The 14328-nt window shown below is 64.5% G+C and carries 17 protein-coding genes; 9 read left to right on the top strand and 8 right to left on the bottom strand.

Annotation, left to right across the window (positions count from 1 at the left end; all coding sequences use genetic code 11):
- The first annotated feature begins 486 nt into the window (after positions 1-486).
- Entirely contained in the window at positions 487-993 is a 507-nt protein-coding gene (locus ACRQ5Q_RS19120) for a DinB family protein (protein ID WP_439399479.1), read from the top strand.
- Between the two features lie 265 nt (positions 994-1258).
- On the opposite strand, the gene ACRQ5Q_RS19115 is transcribed toward ACRQ5Q_RS19120, so the two are convergent.
- Complete coding sequence (locus ACRQ5Q_RS19115; RefSeq protein ID WP_439368636.1) at positions 1259-2632, bottom strand: PleD family two-component system response regulator; 1374 nt, start codon at positions 2630-2632, stop codon at positions 1259-1261.
- A gap of 14 nt (positions 2633-2646) precedes the next feature.
- On the bottom strand, positions 2647-3012 hold the full coding sequence (locus ACRQ5Q_RS19110; protein ID WP_027573612.1) for a response regulator: 366 nt from the start codon (positions 3010-3012) through the stop codon (positions 2647-2649).
- A 238-nt stretch (positions 3013-3250) separates the two neighbouring features.
- Between ACRQ5Q_RS19110 and ACRQ5Q_RS19105 the strand changes: the two genes are divergently transcribed.
- From ACRQ5Q_RS19105 to ACRQ5Q_RS19095, 3 genes are all read left to right on the top strand, one after another.
- Positions 3251-3562 (top strand): DUF3572 domain-containing protein, encoded by a 312-nt coding sequence (locus tag ACRQ5Q_RS19105; RefSeq protein ID WP_439399477.1) that lies wholly within the window; start codon positions 3251-3253, stop codon positions 3560-3562.
- The gene (locus ACRQ5Q_RS19100; protein ID WP_439368638.1) at positions 3559-4848 is read left to right on the top strand and encodes a DNA polymerase IV; all 1290 of its coding nucleotides are present in this window, start codon (positions 3559-3561) and stop codon (positions 4846-4848) included. The genes ACRQ5Q_RS19105 and ACRQ5Q_RS19100 overlap by 4 nt, the downstream gene beginning before the upstream one ends.
- A gap of 369 nt (positions 4849-5217) precedes the next feature.
- Positions 5218-5616: an ACT domain-containing protein gene (locus ACRQ5Q_RS19095; protein ID WP_439399830.1), complete on the top strand. Its 399-nt coding sequence runs from the start codon at positions 5218-5220 to the stop codon at positions 5614-5616.
- 42 nt (positions 5617-5658) lie between these two features.
- Here the strand turns inward: ACRQ5Q_RS19095 and ACRQ5Q_RS19090 are convergent, their stop codons facing one another.
- Positions 5659-6060 (bottom strand): RidA family protein, encoded by a 402-nt coding sequence (locus ACRQ5Q_RS19090; RefSeq protein WP_179738631.1) that lies wholly within the window; start codon positions 6058-6060, stop codon positions 5659-5661.
- A gap of 161 nt (positions 6061-6221) precedes the next feature.
- On the bottom strand, positions 6222-7067 hold the full coding sequence (locus ACRQ5Q_RS19085) for a cell envelope integrity EipB family protein (RefSeq protein ID WP_439399475.1): 846 nt from the start codon (positions 7065-7067) through the stop codon (positions 6222-6224).
- A gap of 231 nt (positions 7068-7298) precedes the next feature.
- Here ACRQ5Q_RS19085 and ACRQ5Q_RS19080 point away from each other — a divergent pair, with 231 nt between their 5' ends.
- The 4 genes from ACRQ5Q_RS19080 (at position 7299) to ACRQ5Q_RS19065 (ending at position 10394) form a co-directional block, all read left to right on the top strand.
- Positions 7299-7766, top strand: a complete 468-nt coding sequence (locus tag ACRQ5Q_RS19080; RefSeq protein ID WP_008130072.1) for a RidA family protein — start codon at positions 7299-7301, stop codon at positions 7764-7766.
- 5 nt (positions 7767-7771) lie between these two features.
- The gene (locus ACRQ5Q_RS19075) at positions 7772-8518 is read left to right on the top strand and encodes a glycerophosphodiester phosphodiesterase (protein WP_439368640.1); all 747 of its coding nucleotides are present in this window, start codon (positions 7772-7774) and stop codon (positions 8516-8518) included.
- Between the two features lie 127 nt (positions 8519-8645).
- Complete coding sequence (locus ACRQ5Q_RS19070; RefSeq protein ID WP_439368642.1) at positions 8646-9902, top strand: GNAT family N-acetyltransferase; 1257 nt, start codon at positions 8646-8648, stop codon at positions 9900-9902.
- A 63-nt stretch (positions 9903-9965) separates the two neighbouring features.
- On the top strand, positions 9966-10394 hold the full coding sequence (locus ACRQ5Q_RS19065; RefSeq protein ID WP_439368643.1) for an HIT family protein: 429 nt from the start codon (positions 9966-9968) through the stop codon (positions 10392-10394).
- Between the two features lie 119 nt (positions 10395-10513).
- Here the strand turns inward: ACRQ5Q_RS19065 and tsaA are convergent, their stop codons facing one another.
- From tsaA to ACRQ5Q_RS19045, 4 genes are all read right to left on the bottom strand, one after another.
- On the bottom strand, positions 10514-11005 hold the full coding sequence (gene tsaA, locus ACRQ5Q_RS19060; RefSeq protein WP_439368645.1) for a tRNA (N6-threonylcarbamoyladenosine(37)-N6)-methyltransferase TrmO: 492 nt from the start codon (positions 11003-11005) through the stop codon (positions 10514-10516).
- Positions 11006-11039: 34 nt separating this feature from the next.
- Entirely contained in the window at positions 11040-11390 is a 351-nt protein-coding gene (locus tag ACRQ5Q_RS19055) for an AzlD domain-containing protein (RefSeq protein WP_439368647.1), read from the bottom strand.
- Positions 11387-12127: an AzlC family ABC transporter permease gene (locus tag ACRQ5Q_RS19050; protein ID WP_439368648.1), complete on the bottom strand. Its 741-nt coding sequence runs from the start codon at positions 12125-12127 to the stop codon at positions 11387-11389. The genes ACRQ5Q_RS19055 and ACRQ5Q_RS19050 overlap by 4 nt, the downstream gene beginning before the upstream one ends.
- Positions 12128-12233: 106 nt before the next feature.
- On the bottom strand, positions 12234-13265 hold the full coding sequence (locus ACRQ5Q_RS19045) for a lytic transglycosylase domain-containing protein (protein WP_439375628.1): 1032 nt from the start codon (positions 13263-13265) through the stop codon (positions 12234-12236).
- A gap of 21 nt (positions 13266-13286) precedes the next feature.
- Here ACRQ5Q_RS19045 and ACRQ5Q_RS19040 point away from each other — a divergent pair, with 21 nt between their 5' ends.
- A complete protein-coding gene (locus ACRQ5Q_RS19040) occupies positions 13287-14303 on the top strand; it encodes a TRAP transporter substrate-binding protein (protein ID WP_439399473.1) in 1017 nt (338 codons plus the stop codon).
- Positions 14304-14328 lie beyond the last annotated feature (25 nt).

Here is a 14328-nt window from a genome sequence, read left to right as displayed (position 1 = left end):
TCCAGAGCTGGATTTGTGAGGTCCCCGTCGACGGTCACGATGAACTGTCGTTCCTCGTAGGGTGTCGACCCATCGCTCCAATACTTGGGTGTTAGCTCAAGAACGATGTTTTCGAGCTGCCAGCCTGTCTCCTGCGTTCCCCCAGCGCGGTTTCCTCCTTTGGAGGCTTTCGGACGCCGGCTGCCGAATACGCGGCGCCTCTCTCAAGCGGCCGGCATCCGAAACCCTTCACAAAAAGGAGACCCTGTTCCGGTGGCACACCGAATTAATTTCTCACCTCGAGTGACCGGCGATGATCATGACGGAAACATTGCTTTTTGCTCTTGAACCGCCTGCATACACGTGCAAATTGTAAGTGCGCGATTGAGCGGCCGCCAACGCACAAGTAGCCGTCATGCCGGAGCGCAACTCTTTGATGCCGACGCTATTTTGCGATCGGCGTTTGGGGGGCGTTCCGGGGATTCTCTGATACGCAAGGAGAAGAACATGACAGCCAAGACCTTAATAAGCTCGTTGCTTCAATACAAAGCCGCCTCGAATGCGGAGTTGCTTCTCGCCTTGAACACCGTCGATGCTGAACCGCACACAACGGAATATCGGGCAGCACTGCGTGTTCTGAATCACGCCCACGTGGTCGACCGAATATTTGCCGCCAATCTTCAAGGCGAACGTCACTCGTACGCGGCGAATTGGAGCGCTGACACGCCCGTTCTTGCTCAACTCGCCCCCACCATTCGACTAACGGACCAGTGGTACATTGATTACATTTCGCGAGCGACTTCTTCTGACCTCGAAGAACTGGTCGATTTCACCTTTACAGACGGAACGCAGGGGCGGATGTCCCGTGAGGAGATGCTTGCCCATGTGGTTACCCACTCCGGGTATCATCGAGGTGAGGTAGGTCGTCTCCTACCGAAAATTGAAAGTACGGCGATGCGTGACGTGTTCGCTGGATATCTGCATAGGTCCGATCCCTCGCGTACCCAGCGGTGATTGCATCTGCACCCCTGAAAGTGAGACACGGTAACTACAGTGACAGTTCGCAGGGACGACAGCGGAGTATGTGGCGAAAGCAACGGCACCTGACGAAGCTTCAGAACCATTTCGCGACCCTGCCAATATGCCCCTGTTTTGCCCGACAGGTCAAATGACGCCGCTGCCGGCGCGAGTCTTATGGTCACTCGCATAACCCGTTGATCCGGCTCGCGCCGGCTACTGTGCATGGGGTTGTTTTCGCAACTTTTGTGTCGCGGTGGCCTCACGCCGCCTGCGACACCACGCGATTGCGGCCGTCGTGCTTGGCCCGGTAGAGCGCGGTGTCGGCGCGCTTGAGGACGTCGGCGACCGCCTCGCCCTTCTGCTCCAGCGTGGTGAGCCCGATCGAGATCGTGACCTCGATGCGCTTGGTGCCCTTGTGGATCGCGAACGGCTCGACGGCGATCGAGCGGCGCAGGCGCTCGGCGACCATGCCGGCGACGTGCAGATCGGTCTCCGGCATCACGATGACGAACTCCTCGCCGCCATAGCGGCAGGCCAGATCAATGCCGCGGATCGACTTGCGCACCCGCACCGCGAATTCGCGCAGCACGTCGTCGCCGGCGTCGTGGCCGTAATTGTCGTTGATCGACTTGAAGTAGTCGATGTCGAGGATCATGAGCGCCAGCGGCTTGCCGCGGGTCGCGGCCTGCTCGGCGAGCGTCGCCAGATGGCTCTCCATGTAGCGGCGATTGTGCAGGCCGGTGAGCGCGTCGGTGATCGCCATCTCGATCGAGTTCTGCACGTTGTCGCGCAGATGATCGGTGTAGCGGCGGCGGCGGATCTGGGTGCGGGCGCGCGCCAGCAGCTCGGTCCTGTCGATCGGGCGCAGCAGATAGTCGTTGACACCGATCTCGAGGCCGCGGAGCAGCCGCGTTGAATTCTCGGGATCGGCGATCGCCAGGATCGGCACATGGCGCGTGCGCTCCAGCGAGCGCGCCTGGCTGCACAGGCGGAGGCCGTCGAAATTGTTGAGGTCGAGCGAGACGATCAGGAGATCGTAATTGCCCTCGGCCGCGTTGAACAGCGCCTCGGTCGGGTTCAGCTCGACGTCGATGGTGTGCTCGGCGGCGAGGATCGTCGCCAGCCGCTGATGGGAGGACTCGCGATCGTCGACCAGGAGGATGCGGCCGCCCTTGCCGGTGTCGGCGACCGCGCTGCGCTCGGGCGCCTGCATGCCGATCTCGAGCGAGGTGATGGCGCGCATGCGCAATTCGTCGGTCATCATCTTCAGCCGCGTCAGCGAGCGCACGCGCGCGATCAGCACGACGTCGGAGACGGGCTTGGTCAGGAAATCGTCGGCGCCGGCCTCGAGCCCGCGGTTGCGGTCGGCGGGACTGTCGAGCGCGGTGACCATCACGACGGGAATGTGGTGCGTGGCCGGATCGGACTTCAGGCGGCGGCAGACTTCGAAGCCGTCCATGTCGGGCATCATCACGTCGAGCAGGATGATGTCGCATTCGGCTCTGCGGCTGATCGCCAGCGCCTCGGCGCCGTTCGAGGCGGTCATCACGTCGAAATATTCGGCGGACAGACGGGCCTCTAGCAGCTTGACGTTTGCAGGAACGTCATCGACGACGAGGATACGCGCGGACACTGTGCACTCACTTCCTATCCGATGAAACGCCGGACCGTCTCTATGAATTTGCCGACCGAGATCGGCTTGGACAAATAGGCCTCGCAGCCGCCCTCGCGGATGCGTTCTTCGTCGCCCTTCATCGCGAACGCCGTGACCGCGACGACGGGAATCGTGCGCAGCTCCGGATCGTCCTTGATCCAGCGCGTCACCTCGAGCCCTGAGACCTGCGGCAATTGGATATCCATCAGCACGAGGTCTGGCCGCATCTTGCGCACCAGATCGAGCGCCTCGTAGCCGTTGCTGGTGCCCGTAGTCTGGTAGCCATGTGCTTCCAACAGGTCGCGGAAGAGCTTCATGTTGAGCTCGTTGTCTTCCACGATCAGGACGGTCTTAGCCATCCCGCCCTCCTGATTGGCACGAAGCCGGATGCATGTGACGCCTCAGGCGCCGCTCGCCGGCGCTTCGAAAACTGGATTCAAACTAGCCTCAGATTCGCTCTAGTTTCGTTAAACCCGAGGGGACACTTTCTGCGATGTGGTTTCCAGTTGCTTGCACCGGGATCGCAAGACTCAAGGCGGAGACTCGGGCATGATGCAAAGTAGACACCGAAAGTTAACGGAAAGGCAAACCGGGCCCGTGAAAAAGCCTGTTCACAACCCTCGCGAAGTCGCTGAAATCGTTGCGATTCAGGCCCTGTCCTTCGTCGCGGGCGAGCCCGAGCGGCTCGGCCTGTTCCTGGCCGAGACAGGGGTCGGCCCGGAGACCCTCCGGAACGCCGCCGCGGACCCGAATTTCCTCCTCAGCGTGCTCGATTTCGTGCTGCGCGATGATGCCACCGTGAAGGCCTTCGCCGCCGCCGCGGAGCTGCATCCGACCAACGTTGCCGCAGCGCGGCAGGTCCTCGGCGATGCGCTCGGCGACCCCAATTGGGAGCGCGACGTGCCGTGAGCACACCCGACCCGGCCGGGCCCCGCTGCTTCTGCCGCGATTGTCTGGCCGACCTGGATGTGGGCGTCCGTCGCTGTGGGACGTGCGGTTCCCCTCGCCTCGTCCGCCACCGGGCGCTGGCGAGCTTGACCATCGCCCATATCGATTGCGACGCCTTCTATGCGACGGTCGAGAAGCGCGACAATCCTGAGATCGCGGACAAGCCCGTCATCATCGGCGGCGGCAAGCGCGGCGTGGTGTCCGCCGCCTGCTACATCGCGCGCACCTATGGCGTGCGCTCGGCAATGCCGATGTTCAAGGCACTGGAGGCCTGCCCGCATGCCACCGTGATCCGCCCCGACATGGCCAAATACGTCCGCGTCGGCCGCGAGGTCCGCCAGGCCATGCAGGCGCTGACGCCGCTGGTCGAGCCGCTCTCGATCGACGAGGCCTTCCTCGATCTCTCCGGCACCGAGCGGGTGCACGGCATGATGCCCGCCAAGGTACTGGCGCGCTTTGCCCGCGAGGTCGAGCGCGACATCGGGATCACCGTCTCGGTCGGCCTGTCCTGCAACAAGTTCCTGGCCAAGATCGCCTCCGACCTCGACAAGCCCCGTGGTTTCGCCGCGCTCGACCAGGATGAAGCGCGGTCGATGCTGGCGGAAAAGCCGGTCGGCTTCATCTTCGGCGTCGGCCCTGCGACCCAGGAGCGCCTCGTGCAGCGCGGCTTCCGCATCATCGCCGACCTGCAAAAGGCCGATGAGATCGAGATGATGCGGCAGTTTCCGGGCGACGGTCGCAGGCTGTGGCGGCTCGCCCGCGGCATCGACGACCGCCGCGTCGAGGCCGATCGCGGCGCCAAGACCATTTCCAGCGAGACCACCTTCGAAACCGACATCCGCGATTTCGCGACGCTGGAGAAGATCCTGTGGCGGCTCTGCGAGAAGACGTCGTCGCGGCTGAAGAGCAGCGAACTCGCCGGCTCGACCGTGACGCTGAAGCTGAAGACCGCCGATTTCCGCCAGCGCACCCGCTCGCAATCGATCTCCGCGCCGACGCAGCTCGCCGCAAAGATCTTCTCGATCTGCCGCGAAATGCTGGCGAAGGAAATCGACGGCACCGCCTTCCGCCTGATGGGCGCCGGCGTCAGCGCCCTGCGCGAGGGCTCGCCCGCCGACGACACCGACATGCTCGACCGCCGCGCCGCCCACGCCGAACGCGCGGTGGATCGCCTGCGCAAGAAGTTCGGCAGCGCCGCGGTGATCCGCGGCATTGCCTATGACGGACCGGCGAAGGCGCAGGAGTGATCTGATCCTGCTCGGCTCAGTCGCGTTCGAAGATCCGTGCTCCCGGATAGACGCGCCTCGCATACTGAACGACCAACTGCCGATCCTGAGTTTCCAGGAACGGAGTTCGGATCTGGCAAGACCCGACAATGAGGTGCCACAGGCCGTTGAGCTTTCGAATGACGACATTCATTGAGCTTCCTCGCAGTGACCGAGTGGACTCAAATTGTAAGAATCTCCCGCCGTCACTCAATTGTACCAGCGTAAGATCGGCGTAATCGAAATATTGGAGGAAATATACGAAGGTATGTTGGTTGAGGCTTCAACAGCCGCTGCCGCGGATGGCTTCGCAGCGGCTCAAACGGTCTTGCCGGTTCGGGGGCTGCCATGGTGACGGGCGAAAGCGATCTCGGCGCGCTGCTGAGTAAGATGAAGCCGGAGATCCTGGACGGCATCTTCGTGTTTTGCACGCTTGCACCGGGCGCGAGCATTCCAGCCACCATCAGCGCGATGCTGACGTTCCGCGAACGCCAAGGAACAACGCTGGTTGTCCTGCGCGAGGAGGCCGAAGCAGCAGGCCTGCGCTACGCGTTCCCCTCACGCCTGATCACCCTGACGGTTCACTCCGCGCTTAATGCGGTGGGCTTCCTCGCTGCGATCACGGCGCGCCTGGCCGAAGCAGGCATCAGCGTGAACGCCGTTTCGGCCTTTCACCACGACCATCTCTTTGTACCCGTCGACCGGGCCGATGAGGCGATGGCCGTTCTGCGAGAAATGTCTGCCGCGTAGTCCGGATGGCGCTTCGCTCCATTCGGACTGCAAGATCACATTTCAATCCGCCACCGCCACCGCCTCGATCTCGATCAGCCATTCCGGCGCGGCGAGCGCGGAGACGCCGACCAGGGTAGAAGCCGGCGGCTCCATGCCCTCGAAGAAGGCCGAGCGGGCCTTGCCGATAATCGGGCGCAGCTCCGGCTTGTAGTTCACGACGAAGGTCGTGATCTTGACGATGTTGGAATAGCTCGCGCCGGCCGCCTTCAGCGCATGCCCGAGATTCTGCATCACCTGCGTCGTCTGCGCGGCGATATCGCCCTCGCCGACGATCCGTCCCTCCTCGTCGGTCGATACCTGGCCGGAGATGTAGATGGTGCGCGCGCCGGTGGCGGTGACGACGTGGGAATAGGCGGGATTGTGATGCAGGCCGCTGGGGCGGAGATGGTCGAGCTTGGGCATGAAGGGCCTCCCGGAGTTTGTGGTTGGGAGAGAGCCTAGCTGGAGAGTATGACGAGAGCTAGCCCCGTCATTCGCGAGGACTCTTGCGACGAAGCGATCCAGAATCTTTCCGCGGAGGGATTCTGGATCGCTTCGCTACGCTCGCAATGACGGAGCAGCCGTCAATTACAGGGCTTGCTGTCCTTGGCGTCGAACTTGCCCATCGCGCCGGAGATGACGAAATCGTTGTAGTCGAGCACGAGCTGGCGCGAGACGCCGTTCTCGTAAAGCTCGAACGCCATCGCGTAGACCGGCGTCTGCTCGCCTTCCTTCTGGTGGGCCTCGCGGTCGAAATAGCTGACGGTGACCGGCCAACGCTTCAATGACTTCATGTGCTCGTCGGACGTGGACGGGTCGGATGAGGTGGCGCGGTCGGCGGCAATCGGCTGGCCGATCACGGTCAGCGTGTTGTAGACCTTCTGGCCGTCGTCGGAGCCGTCATAGACCGAGAGCTCGAGCAGCGACTTGCCCTCCTTGGCGGCGGCGATGATGCGCTGGATCTGCTCGGTCGGGAACACGATCTTGCCGTCGAGCGTGAAGCTCTTCGGCGCCGGCAGCTTCAGCTTGACATTGATGTGGTCGCCATCGCGCTCGGCCGAGCCGTCGACCCTGCCGGCATCGGCCTCGTTCATCCGCGTCTCGATCTTGAAGCGGTAGCTTTTGCCCGCAGCGTCCTCCCAGGAATTGGAACGGAGGTCGCTGACCGTGACCTTGCCCTCGCCGCTGTCGAGTTCGGACACTTGGCGGAATTCGGAGGTGTAGCCCTCGCAGGCGCTGCCGGTGAAGTTGTAGAGGATGCGGCCGCGCGCGCTGTTGACCGAATTGGAGCGCGACTTGAGGAGGCTGAGATCATAGAGCGCCTGGTGCGCCAGGAACGGGCCGTTGGCGGCAAGCGCCCCGCCGCCTGGGCCGAAAGCGGCCGCCGCAAGCGCCATCGCACCGAGCGAAGTCCGGAAAAGGTGCACCATGTCTGTTCCCTGAGGAAAGCGCAGATTCGACATTTTAATGACCGTTCCATTGCGTCGCAACTGAGGCCGTTTCACGTAAAGTTGCGGCCGCCACTTTGAACCTGCTGGCCTGTCTAAACAAATGCGGCCCGTCCGGTTGCTTGCATGTGGCGGCTCGATGGGCGAAACAGGTCGCGCCCGGCCGCCTGCGGACGAGCCGGAGCGAACTGATTTTGGACAACGAGGTCGGACATGGCGGGCACGGTCGAGCAGAAACTGGCGGAACAGGGCATCAAGCTGCACGAGGCACCCACGCCTGTGGCCAATTACGTCCCGTTCGTGCGAACCGGCAACCTCCTGTTCGTCTCCGGCCAGGTTTGCTTCGACCCCGCCGGCAAGCTGATCGCAAAGGGCAAGCTCGGCGCCGGCGTCTCCATCGAGGAGGGCGCCGCGGCCGCGCGCGGCTGCGCGGTCAACCTGCTGGCCCAGGTCAAGGCGGCGCTCGGCGACCTCGACAAGGTCGTGCGCGTGGTGCGGCTCGGCGGCTTCATCAACTCGGCCCCGGACTTTCTGGATGGGCCGAAGGTGCTCAACGGCGCCTCCGACCTGATGGTCGCCGCCTTTGGTGACAAGGGCCGCCATGCCCGCACCACGGTCGGTGTCGCCTCGCTGCCCGCGGACGCGGCGGTCGAGGTCGAAGGCGTGTTCGAGGTCGCCTGACGCGCATGCGCGCTCCGGATTGGCTGACAGCCCGGCCGGTCGCCCATCGCGGCCTGCACGACATTTCACGCGGCATCGTCGAGAACATGCCGGGGGCGGTGCAGGCTGCGATCGCGGGCAATTTCGCAATCGAGGTCGACATCCAGCTCTCCGCCGATGGTGAGGCCATGGTGCATCACGACCATTCGCTCGGCCGCCTCACCGAGGCCACCGGCGAGGTGATCGGGAAGACCGCCGCTGAGCTGAAAGCGGTCAGGTTCAAGGACACCGACGAGCGGATGATGTCGCTCGCCGACCTCTGCGCCATGGTCGCCGGCCGCGTACCGCTGGTGATCGAGGTCAAGAGCCGGTTTGGCGGCGACCGCAAGCTGGTGCAGCGGATGGCCGAGGTGCTGGCATCCTATGACGGCCCGGCCGTCGGCATGTCCTTCGACCCCGACCTGCTGCTGGCTATGCGCGAGCTGTTGCCCAACCGCCCGCGCGGCATCGTCGCGCAGCGGAGCTATCAGGACGAACACTGGGCCACCCTGACGCAAGAGCAGCGCGACAGCATGCTGTACCTGCGCCACGGCTTGCAGACCCAGCCGCATTTCGTCGCCTTCAAGGTCGACCACCTCCCGGCTCCCGCCCCATGGCTCGCCCGCAACGTCTTCGGCTGCGCCCTGCTCGGCTGGACCGTCCGGACGCCGGAGCAGCGGACGCGGGTCGGGCACTATGCGGACCAGATGATTTTCGAGGGGTTCGTTCCGTAGGGCTCGCTCCTTCCAGCATCCTTTCGCGGTGACAGTCTGGATGCGCTCGCAATGACGGCGGTCGCGACCGCCAGACCTGAGTTCCCACCCCTTGAAGTCGCTGCTGCAATGCACGATCTTGGGCGGAATGGCATCATCCGACATTACGCTCGAGGCCGTACCGTCCATTGGCGAAGTCTCGCCGGAGGATTGGGACGCCTGCGCCAATCCCGCCAAGGCTCTTAAGGCAAAGGCTTGCAACGGGCATGGCGCGGGAACCTCATCCTCGCTTCCAGGCCATTCCCCCGGCCTCTCAAGACCAACCTATAACCCGTTCGTCTCGCACGCATTTCTATTCGCGGTCGAGAAATCGGGTTCGGCAACGATCCGGACCGGCTGGGGCCCGCGGCACCTCGTCGCCAAGCTCGACGGCCGCGTCGCCGGAGTCGTGCCGTGCTATCTGAAATCGCACAGCCAGGGCGAATACGTCTTCGACCGCGGCTGGGCGGATGCCTATGAGCGCGCCGGCGGACGCTACTACCCGAAGCTCCAGGTCTCGGTTCCCTTCACCCCGGCGACGGGACCGCGGCTGCTGGTCCGCGACGGCGTCGACCGCGAGCGGATCAGGGAGGCGCTGGTAAGCGGGCTGGTGGCGCTGTGCGGCGTCAGCAAGGCTTCGTCCGTGCACGTCACTTTCGCGCGCGAGGACGAATGGAGGCTGCTGGCCGAGCACGGCTTCCTCCAGCGCACCGATCAGCAGTTCCACTGGCACAACCAGGGCTTTGGGAGCTTCGACGATTTCCTCAGCACGCTGAACTCGCGTCACCGCAAGTCGATCAAACGCGAGCGGCGCGACGCGCTCGCGGCCGGCATCACCATCCACTGGCTCACCGGAAAGGACATCACCGAGGATGCCTGGGACGCGTTCTTCGAATTCTACATGGAGACCGGTTCGCGCAAGTGGGGCCGGCCGTACCTCACCCGCGAGTTCTTTTCGCTGATAGGCGAGACCATGAGCGAGGACGTGCTACTGGTGATGGCCCGCCGCAACGGCCGCTGGATTGCGGGCGCGATCAACTTCATCGGGTCGGACACGCTGTTCGGCCGCAACTGGGGCGCGGTCGAGCATCATCCCTTCCTGCATTTCGAGGTCTGCTACTATCAGGCGATCGATTTCGCGATCAAACATGACCTCACCCATGTCGAGGCCGGAGCGCAAGGCGAGCACAAGATCGCGCGCGGCTACCTGCCGCGCACGACCCATTCCGCCCACTTCATCGCCGATCCCGCCCTCCGCCGCGCCATCGACGATTACCTCAAGCGCGAGCGCGCCTATGTCGCGGAAGCCGGACGGGAGCTCGCCGAGCTCGGCCCGTTCCGCAAAGGCATCGACGAGGCGCCTTGACGGCCCGCCATGGCTGGTGACAGTTAGCGCAAAATTCTAAGCGCAAATTTCGGGAGCGCCGCCATGACCGCCTACGATACCAACAACATCTTCGCAAAGATCCTGCGCGGCGAGTTTCCCTGCCACAAGGTCTACGAGGACGAGCACGTCTTCGCTTTCCTCGACATCATGCCGCGCGTCCCCGGCCACACCCTGGTGATCCCGAAGGCGCCTGCCCGCAACATCCTCGACATCAAGCCGGACGACTACGCTCATGTCGCCCGCGGCGCGCACAAGATCGCGGCGGCTGCGATGAAGGCGTTCAACGCCGACGGCATCACCGTGCAGCAATTCAACGAGCCCGCCGGCGGACAGGTGGTGTTTCACCTTCACATGCACGTGCTGCCGCGCCACGACGGCGTCGCCATGCTGCCGCCCGCGAGCCGCAAGGAAGACGTCAAGGTGCTGGAAGAGAACGCGACCAAGCTGATCGCGGCGCTGAAGGCGGGGTAGATCTCTCCACTCGTCATTGCGAGCGAAGCGAAGCAATCCAGAATCCCTCCGCGGAGGCAGTTCTGGATTTGCTTCGTCGCAAGAAGTCCTCGCAATGACGAACAGACGACAGTGCGCCCTCACTCCGTCTGAAAATCCCCCGGCTGCGGCGCCGCCAGCGGGGTGAACTCGCAGCGGTCCGGCTTGATATCGATCAGCGGCGTATTGTCGATGCAGTCGAGACCGCGAACGAGGATGGCATTGCCCTCGATTCCGACGAGCTTCACGATCGAGGTGCCGATCGGATTGGGTCGCACCGGCGAGCGCAGCGAAAAGGTGCCGCGGGTCTTCTCGTTGTTCTTCGGGCTCTGCAGGATGATGTCGCGGCGCGACCGGTCGAGCCAGTACAGCACTTCGAGATTGCTGTAGAAGTCGACCCCCTTGATGGCGGGCACGAACGGCTCGAAGATCTCGAGGCGGCAGATCGGGCCGTCCTGACGGCCCTGCCGCGGCGTCTCCAGCCGTGAGGTCCAGGGTGTGCGGATGCGGCCGATGAAGACGAGGCCCGCATCCTCGGTGGACGGCAGCTCGATGGCGATCTCGCCCTCGCGGAGCTCGTTTTCGCGAACCATTATTCCTGTTCCTCAAGCCTGTTCGGCGGTGAATTTAGCCCAACCACCACTTGCCGGCCAGCATGAAGACTTCGCCGGTCAGCACGCCCGCGAAGATCGAACGGCGCGTCAGCAGGAAGACGACCAGTCCGGCGCCGACCGCACCATAGCGCAGGACATCGGGCACGCTGGCCAGCGCGCCGGGCGGCTCGACCACGATCTGGGCGATGACGCCGGCCAGGATCGCGGTCGCGACCGCCCTCACCCAGACCAGCAGCTCCGAGCCCTCGTCGATGCCGCCGCCGAACCACAGACCCAGCATGCGCCAGATTTGGTTGGGAACAACGCCGGCGACGAACAGCACCGCGAGCGCATGCCAGTCGCCGATGATCTGTGCGAAATTCATGCGCGCACCTCCCGCCACCAATGCACGCCGTAGGCGATGGTGCCGGCCACCACGCCGCTGACGAGGATGTCTAGGCCGGAGTTCATCTTTGCAGCCAGCGGATAAAGCAATATCCCGAGCGTCAACGCCACGACGTCGGCGACCTCGCGGCTGTTGCGCGCGGTCGAGAACAGGAACGACAGCGGCGTCAGCAACAGGATCGCCGCGCCAAGCGTCTGCGTCAGATTGGCGGCGAGGAAATAGCCGACCGTGTTGGCGGTAAGGCACACCGAGACCAGGCCGCAGCCGAGCCCATGCACGAAGGCGATGCGCCGCTCGCGCGGAACCTGCGGCAGGAAGCGATGACATTCGACCCACAGCGTCACCGCGGTGAGATGCGCGGCGAAGACCAGCTCGCGCCGTTTCGTGCTCGGCGTCCGCATCAGCGGCAGCACCGAGACCACCATCGGAAACAGGCGGATGGCGCTGACGGTCACGGCGATCGCCGACTGGATGATAGTGGCGCCCGAGCCGAGCGTGGTGATCAGGATGATCTGCGCCGGCCCCGCCCAGACGAACAGCGTCGAGCACAGCGCCCAGAGCAGGCTGAAATGGGTGTCGTGGGCGAGCGCACCGATGCCGAGATAGGTCACGAACAGCACGATCGTGAGGATCGTCTGCGTGATCGAGCGCAGGCCCCACGCAAAGGCGCGCCACTGACTTTGCCATTGAGGTGAATCGAGCGGGGGGAGCGCCACGGGAGGATTGGCCGGGGTTACGGAATCGTGGCTGCATAACGGGCAATGCGGCCGTCCGCGTCAAGGAAGCGCGCGGCGGGGCTGGCATGCGTGCGGAGAGACGCCCCTACCCCGCACCCCGATTCCTCAGCACGAAGCAGGCGCCGCCCGCCTTGCGGATTCGGTTGCACAAATCATCCGCTTCGCTGCGCGTATCCGCCCCGATGCGCACCTGGTAGAATGCACGCGTGCCGCGGCTGCGCATCACCGAGCTCAGCAGGCTCGGATCGCGCTCGCCGATCACCGCGCTCAGGCGCGTGACCGCGCGGGAATACATCGCCAGCGCCTTGTTGCGGTCGAACCCGGCGGCGAGCTGCACGCCCCAGATCTTCGCCGCGGCAAGCTCGACATGCTGCTCGAGCTCGGCGACGAACGGATTTGGCGCGCGCTTCAACAGGGCCATGAGATCGCGACAGCTCGTCGGCGGCGAACTCGGCGGGCCCTTGCCGGTGCTGCCCGCCTTCGCCCATGCCTCGACGCTCGCGCCGGTGATGGCGTAGACATAGTTGCGGGTCTGCTCAGGCATCGGACCGGTGCCGGCGAGCCATTCCTGCACACGGCGCGGCCCGGCATTGTAGGCGGCTGCGGCAAGGCCGAGATTGCCGAACTGATTGCGCAGCTCGTTCAGGAATTCGGCCGACTTCGGCAATGCCTGCACCGGATTGAAGGGATTGAGCAGCCCGCGCTCGCTCGCGGTCCCCGGCATGAATTGCGCGATGCCCTGCGCGTGCTCGCCGCTGCGCGTCATGGGCCCCACCGCATCGGCCTGGAAGCGGCTTTCCTGCCAGATGACGCGGGCGAAGAATTCCAGCGGCAGATTGGCATCGCGCGCGGCCGCCTCCACGATCAGGCAGATCGATTCCCGCGTGTCGCTCTCGCGCGCATTGGCCGGCTTCGGCGGCGACATCGCGAGCTCCTCGACGCTGGGGACTGCGACGTTGGTTTTCGCGGGCGAGCTGTCCCATGCCGCCTGTGTCGCCGACGCGGCCGGCGCGACAAGAATGAGTGCTGCAATCCGCGCCGACACTGCCCAAGCAACGCTGTAGCGCCTGCCGGCGCGGCATGCGACAAGTTGTTCTGCCATGTGGCATCGTGCCATGGTTTGACGAGTTGCCAATATATGCTGCCTGACCTGCTTCTCCCAATGCGTTCCCCCGCCAGACGGATCCGCGCGATCCTGGCCCTCGCCGCCTTCGTCCTGTCCACTGCTCCGGCCCTGGCGCAGGTCAACTGGCGGATGACCACGGAATACCCGCAAAACAACATTTCCGGCATCGGCCTCACCACTTTCGCCGATCGCGTCGCAGCGCGCACAAACGGTTTCGTGACCGTGACGAGCGCCTTCGACAACGAGCTCAAGATCAATTCGGGCGAGATGCCGCGGGCGGCGCTGGATGGCCGCATCGCCGGGGGCGATGCCTTTGCCGGCGCACTGTCCGGCCTCGACCCGGTGCTCGGCCTCTCCACCCTGCCCTTTCTGGTGCAATCGGCCGACGTCGCCCACGCCACCAATGCGCGGGCCCGCCCGCTCTACGAGAAGGCGTTCGCGGCCCGCGGTCTGAAGCTGCTCTATCTGACGATCTGGCCGGCGACGGGCCTCTGGTCCGATCATGCGCTCGCCGGCACCGACGATCTGCCGAAGCTGAATTTGCGCGCCTACGACGCCAATTCCAGTGCGGTGATGCGCACCGCCGGAGCCAACGCGCAGTTCCTGTCGATGGACAAGGCGCTTGCCGGTCTGAAGGAACACCAGCTGAACGCGTTCCTCACCTCCGGTGATGGCGGTGCGGGACGCAAGCTCTGGGACTTCCTGCCGCATTTCACGGCCATCAATTATGCGATGCCGATCTCGATCGCCTTCGTCCGCAGCGAGGCGTTCGCAGAGCTGTCCGAGCCGATGCAGCGGGAGGTCATGGCGGCCGCTGCCGAGACCGAGCAGAGCCAGTTCGTGCTGCTCGCCCATCGCACCGCCGAGAATTACGCACGCATGCGCGACAACGGCGTCACCATCGCCGAGCCCGCGCCGCAATCTCTCGTCGCAGCGCTCCGCAACGCAGCGACCAGCACGATCGCCGCCTGGGAAGCCCAGGCCGGCCCGGACGCCGCGGCGATCGTCGCATGGGCCCGGCAGCAATGATGCGACGGGCCTTGACTTGAGAGCC

The sequence above is a fragment of the Bradyrhizobium sp. PMVTL-01 genome (assembly GCF_051861855.1).
Taxonomy (GTDB): Bacteria; Pseudomonadota; Alphaproteobacteria; order Rhizobiales; family Xanthobacteraceae; genus Bradyrhizobium.
Note: the sequence above shows the minus strand (reverse complement) of the source record. Positions and strands in the feature narration are given on the sequence as shown.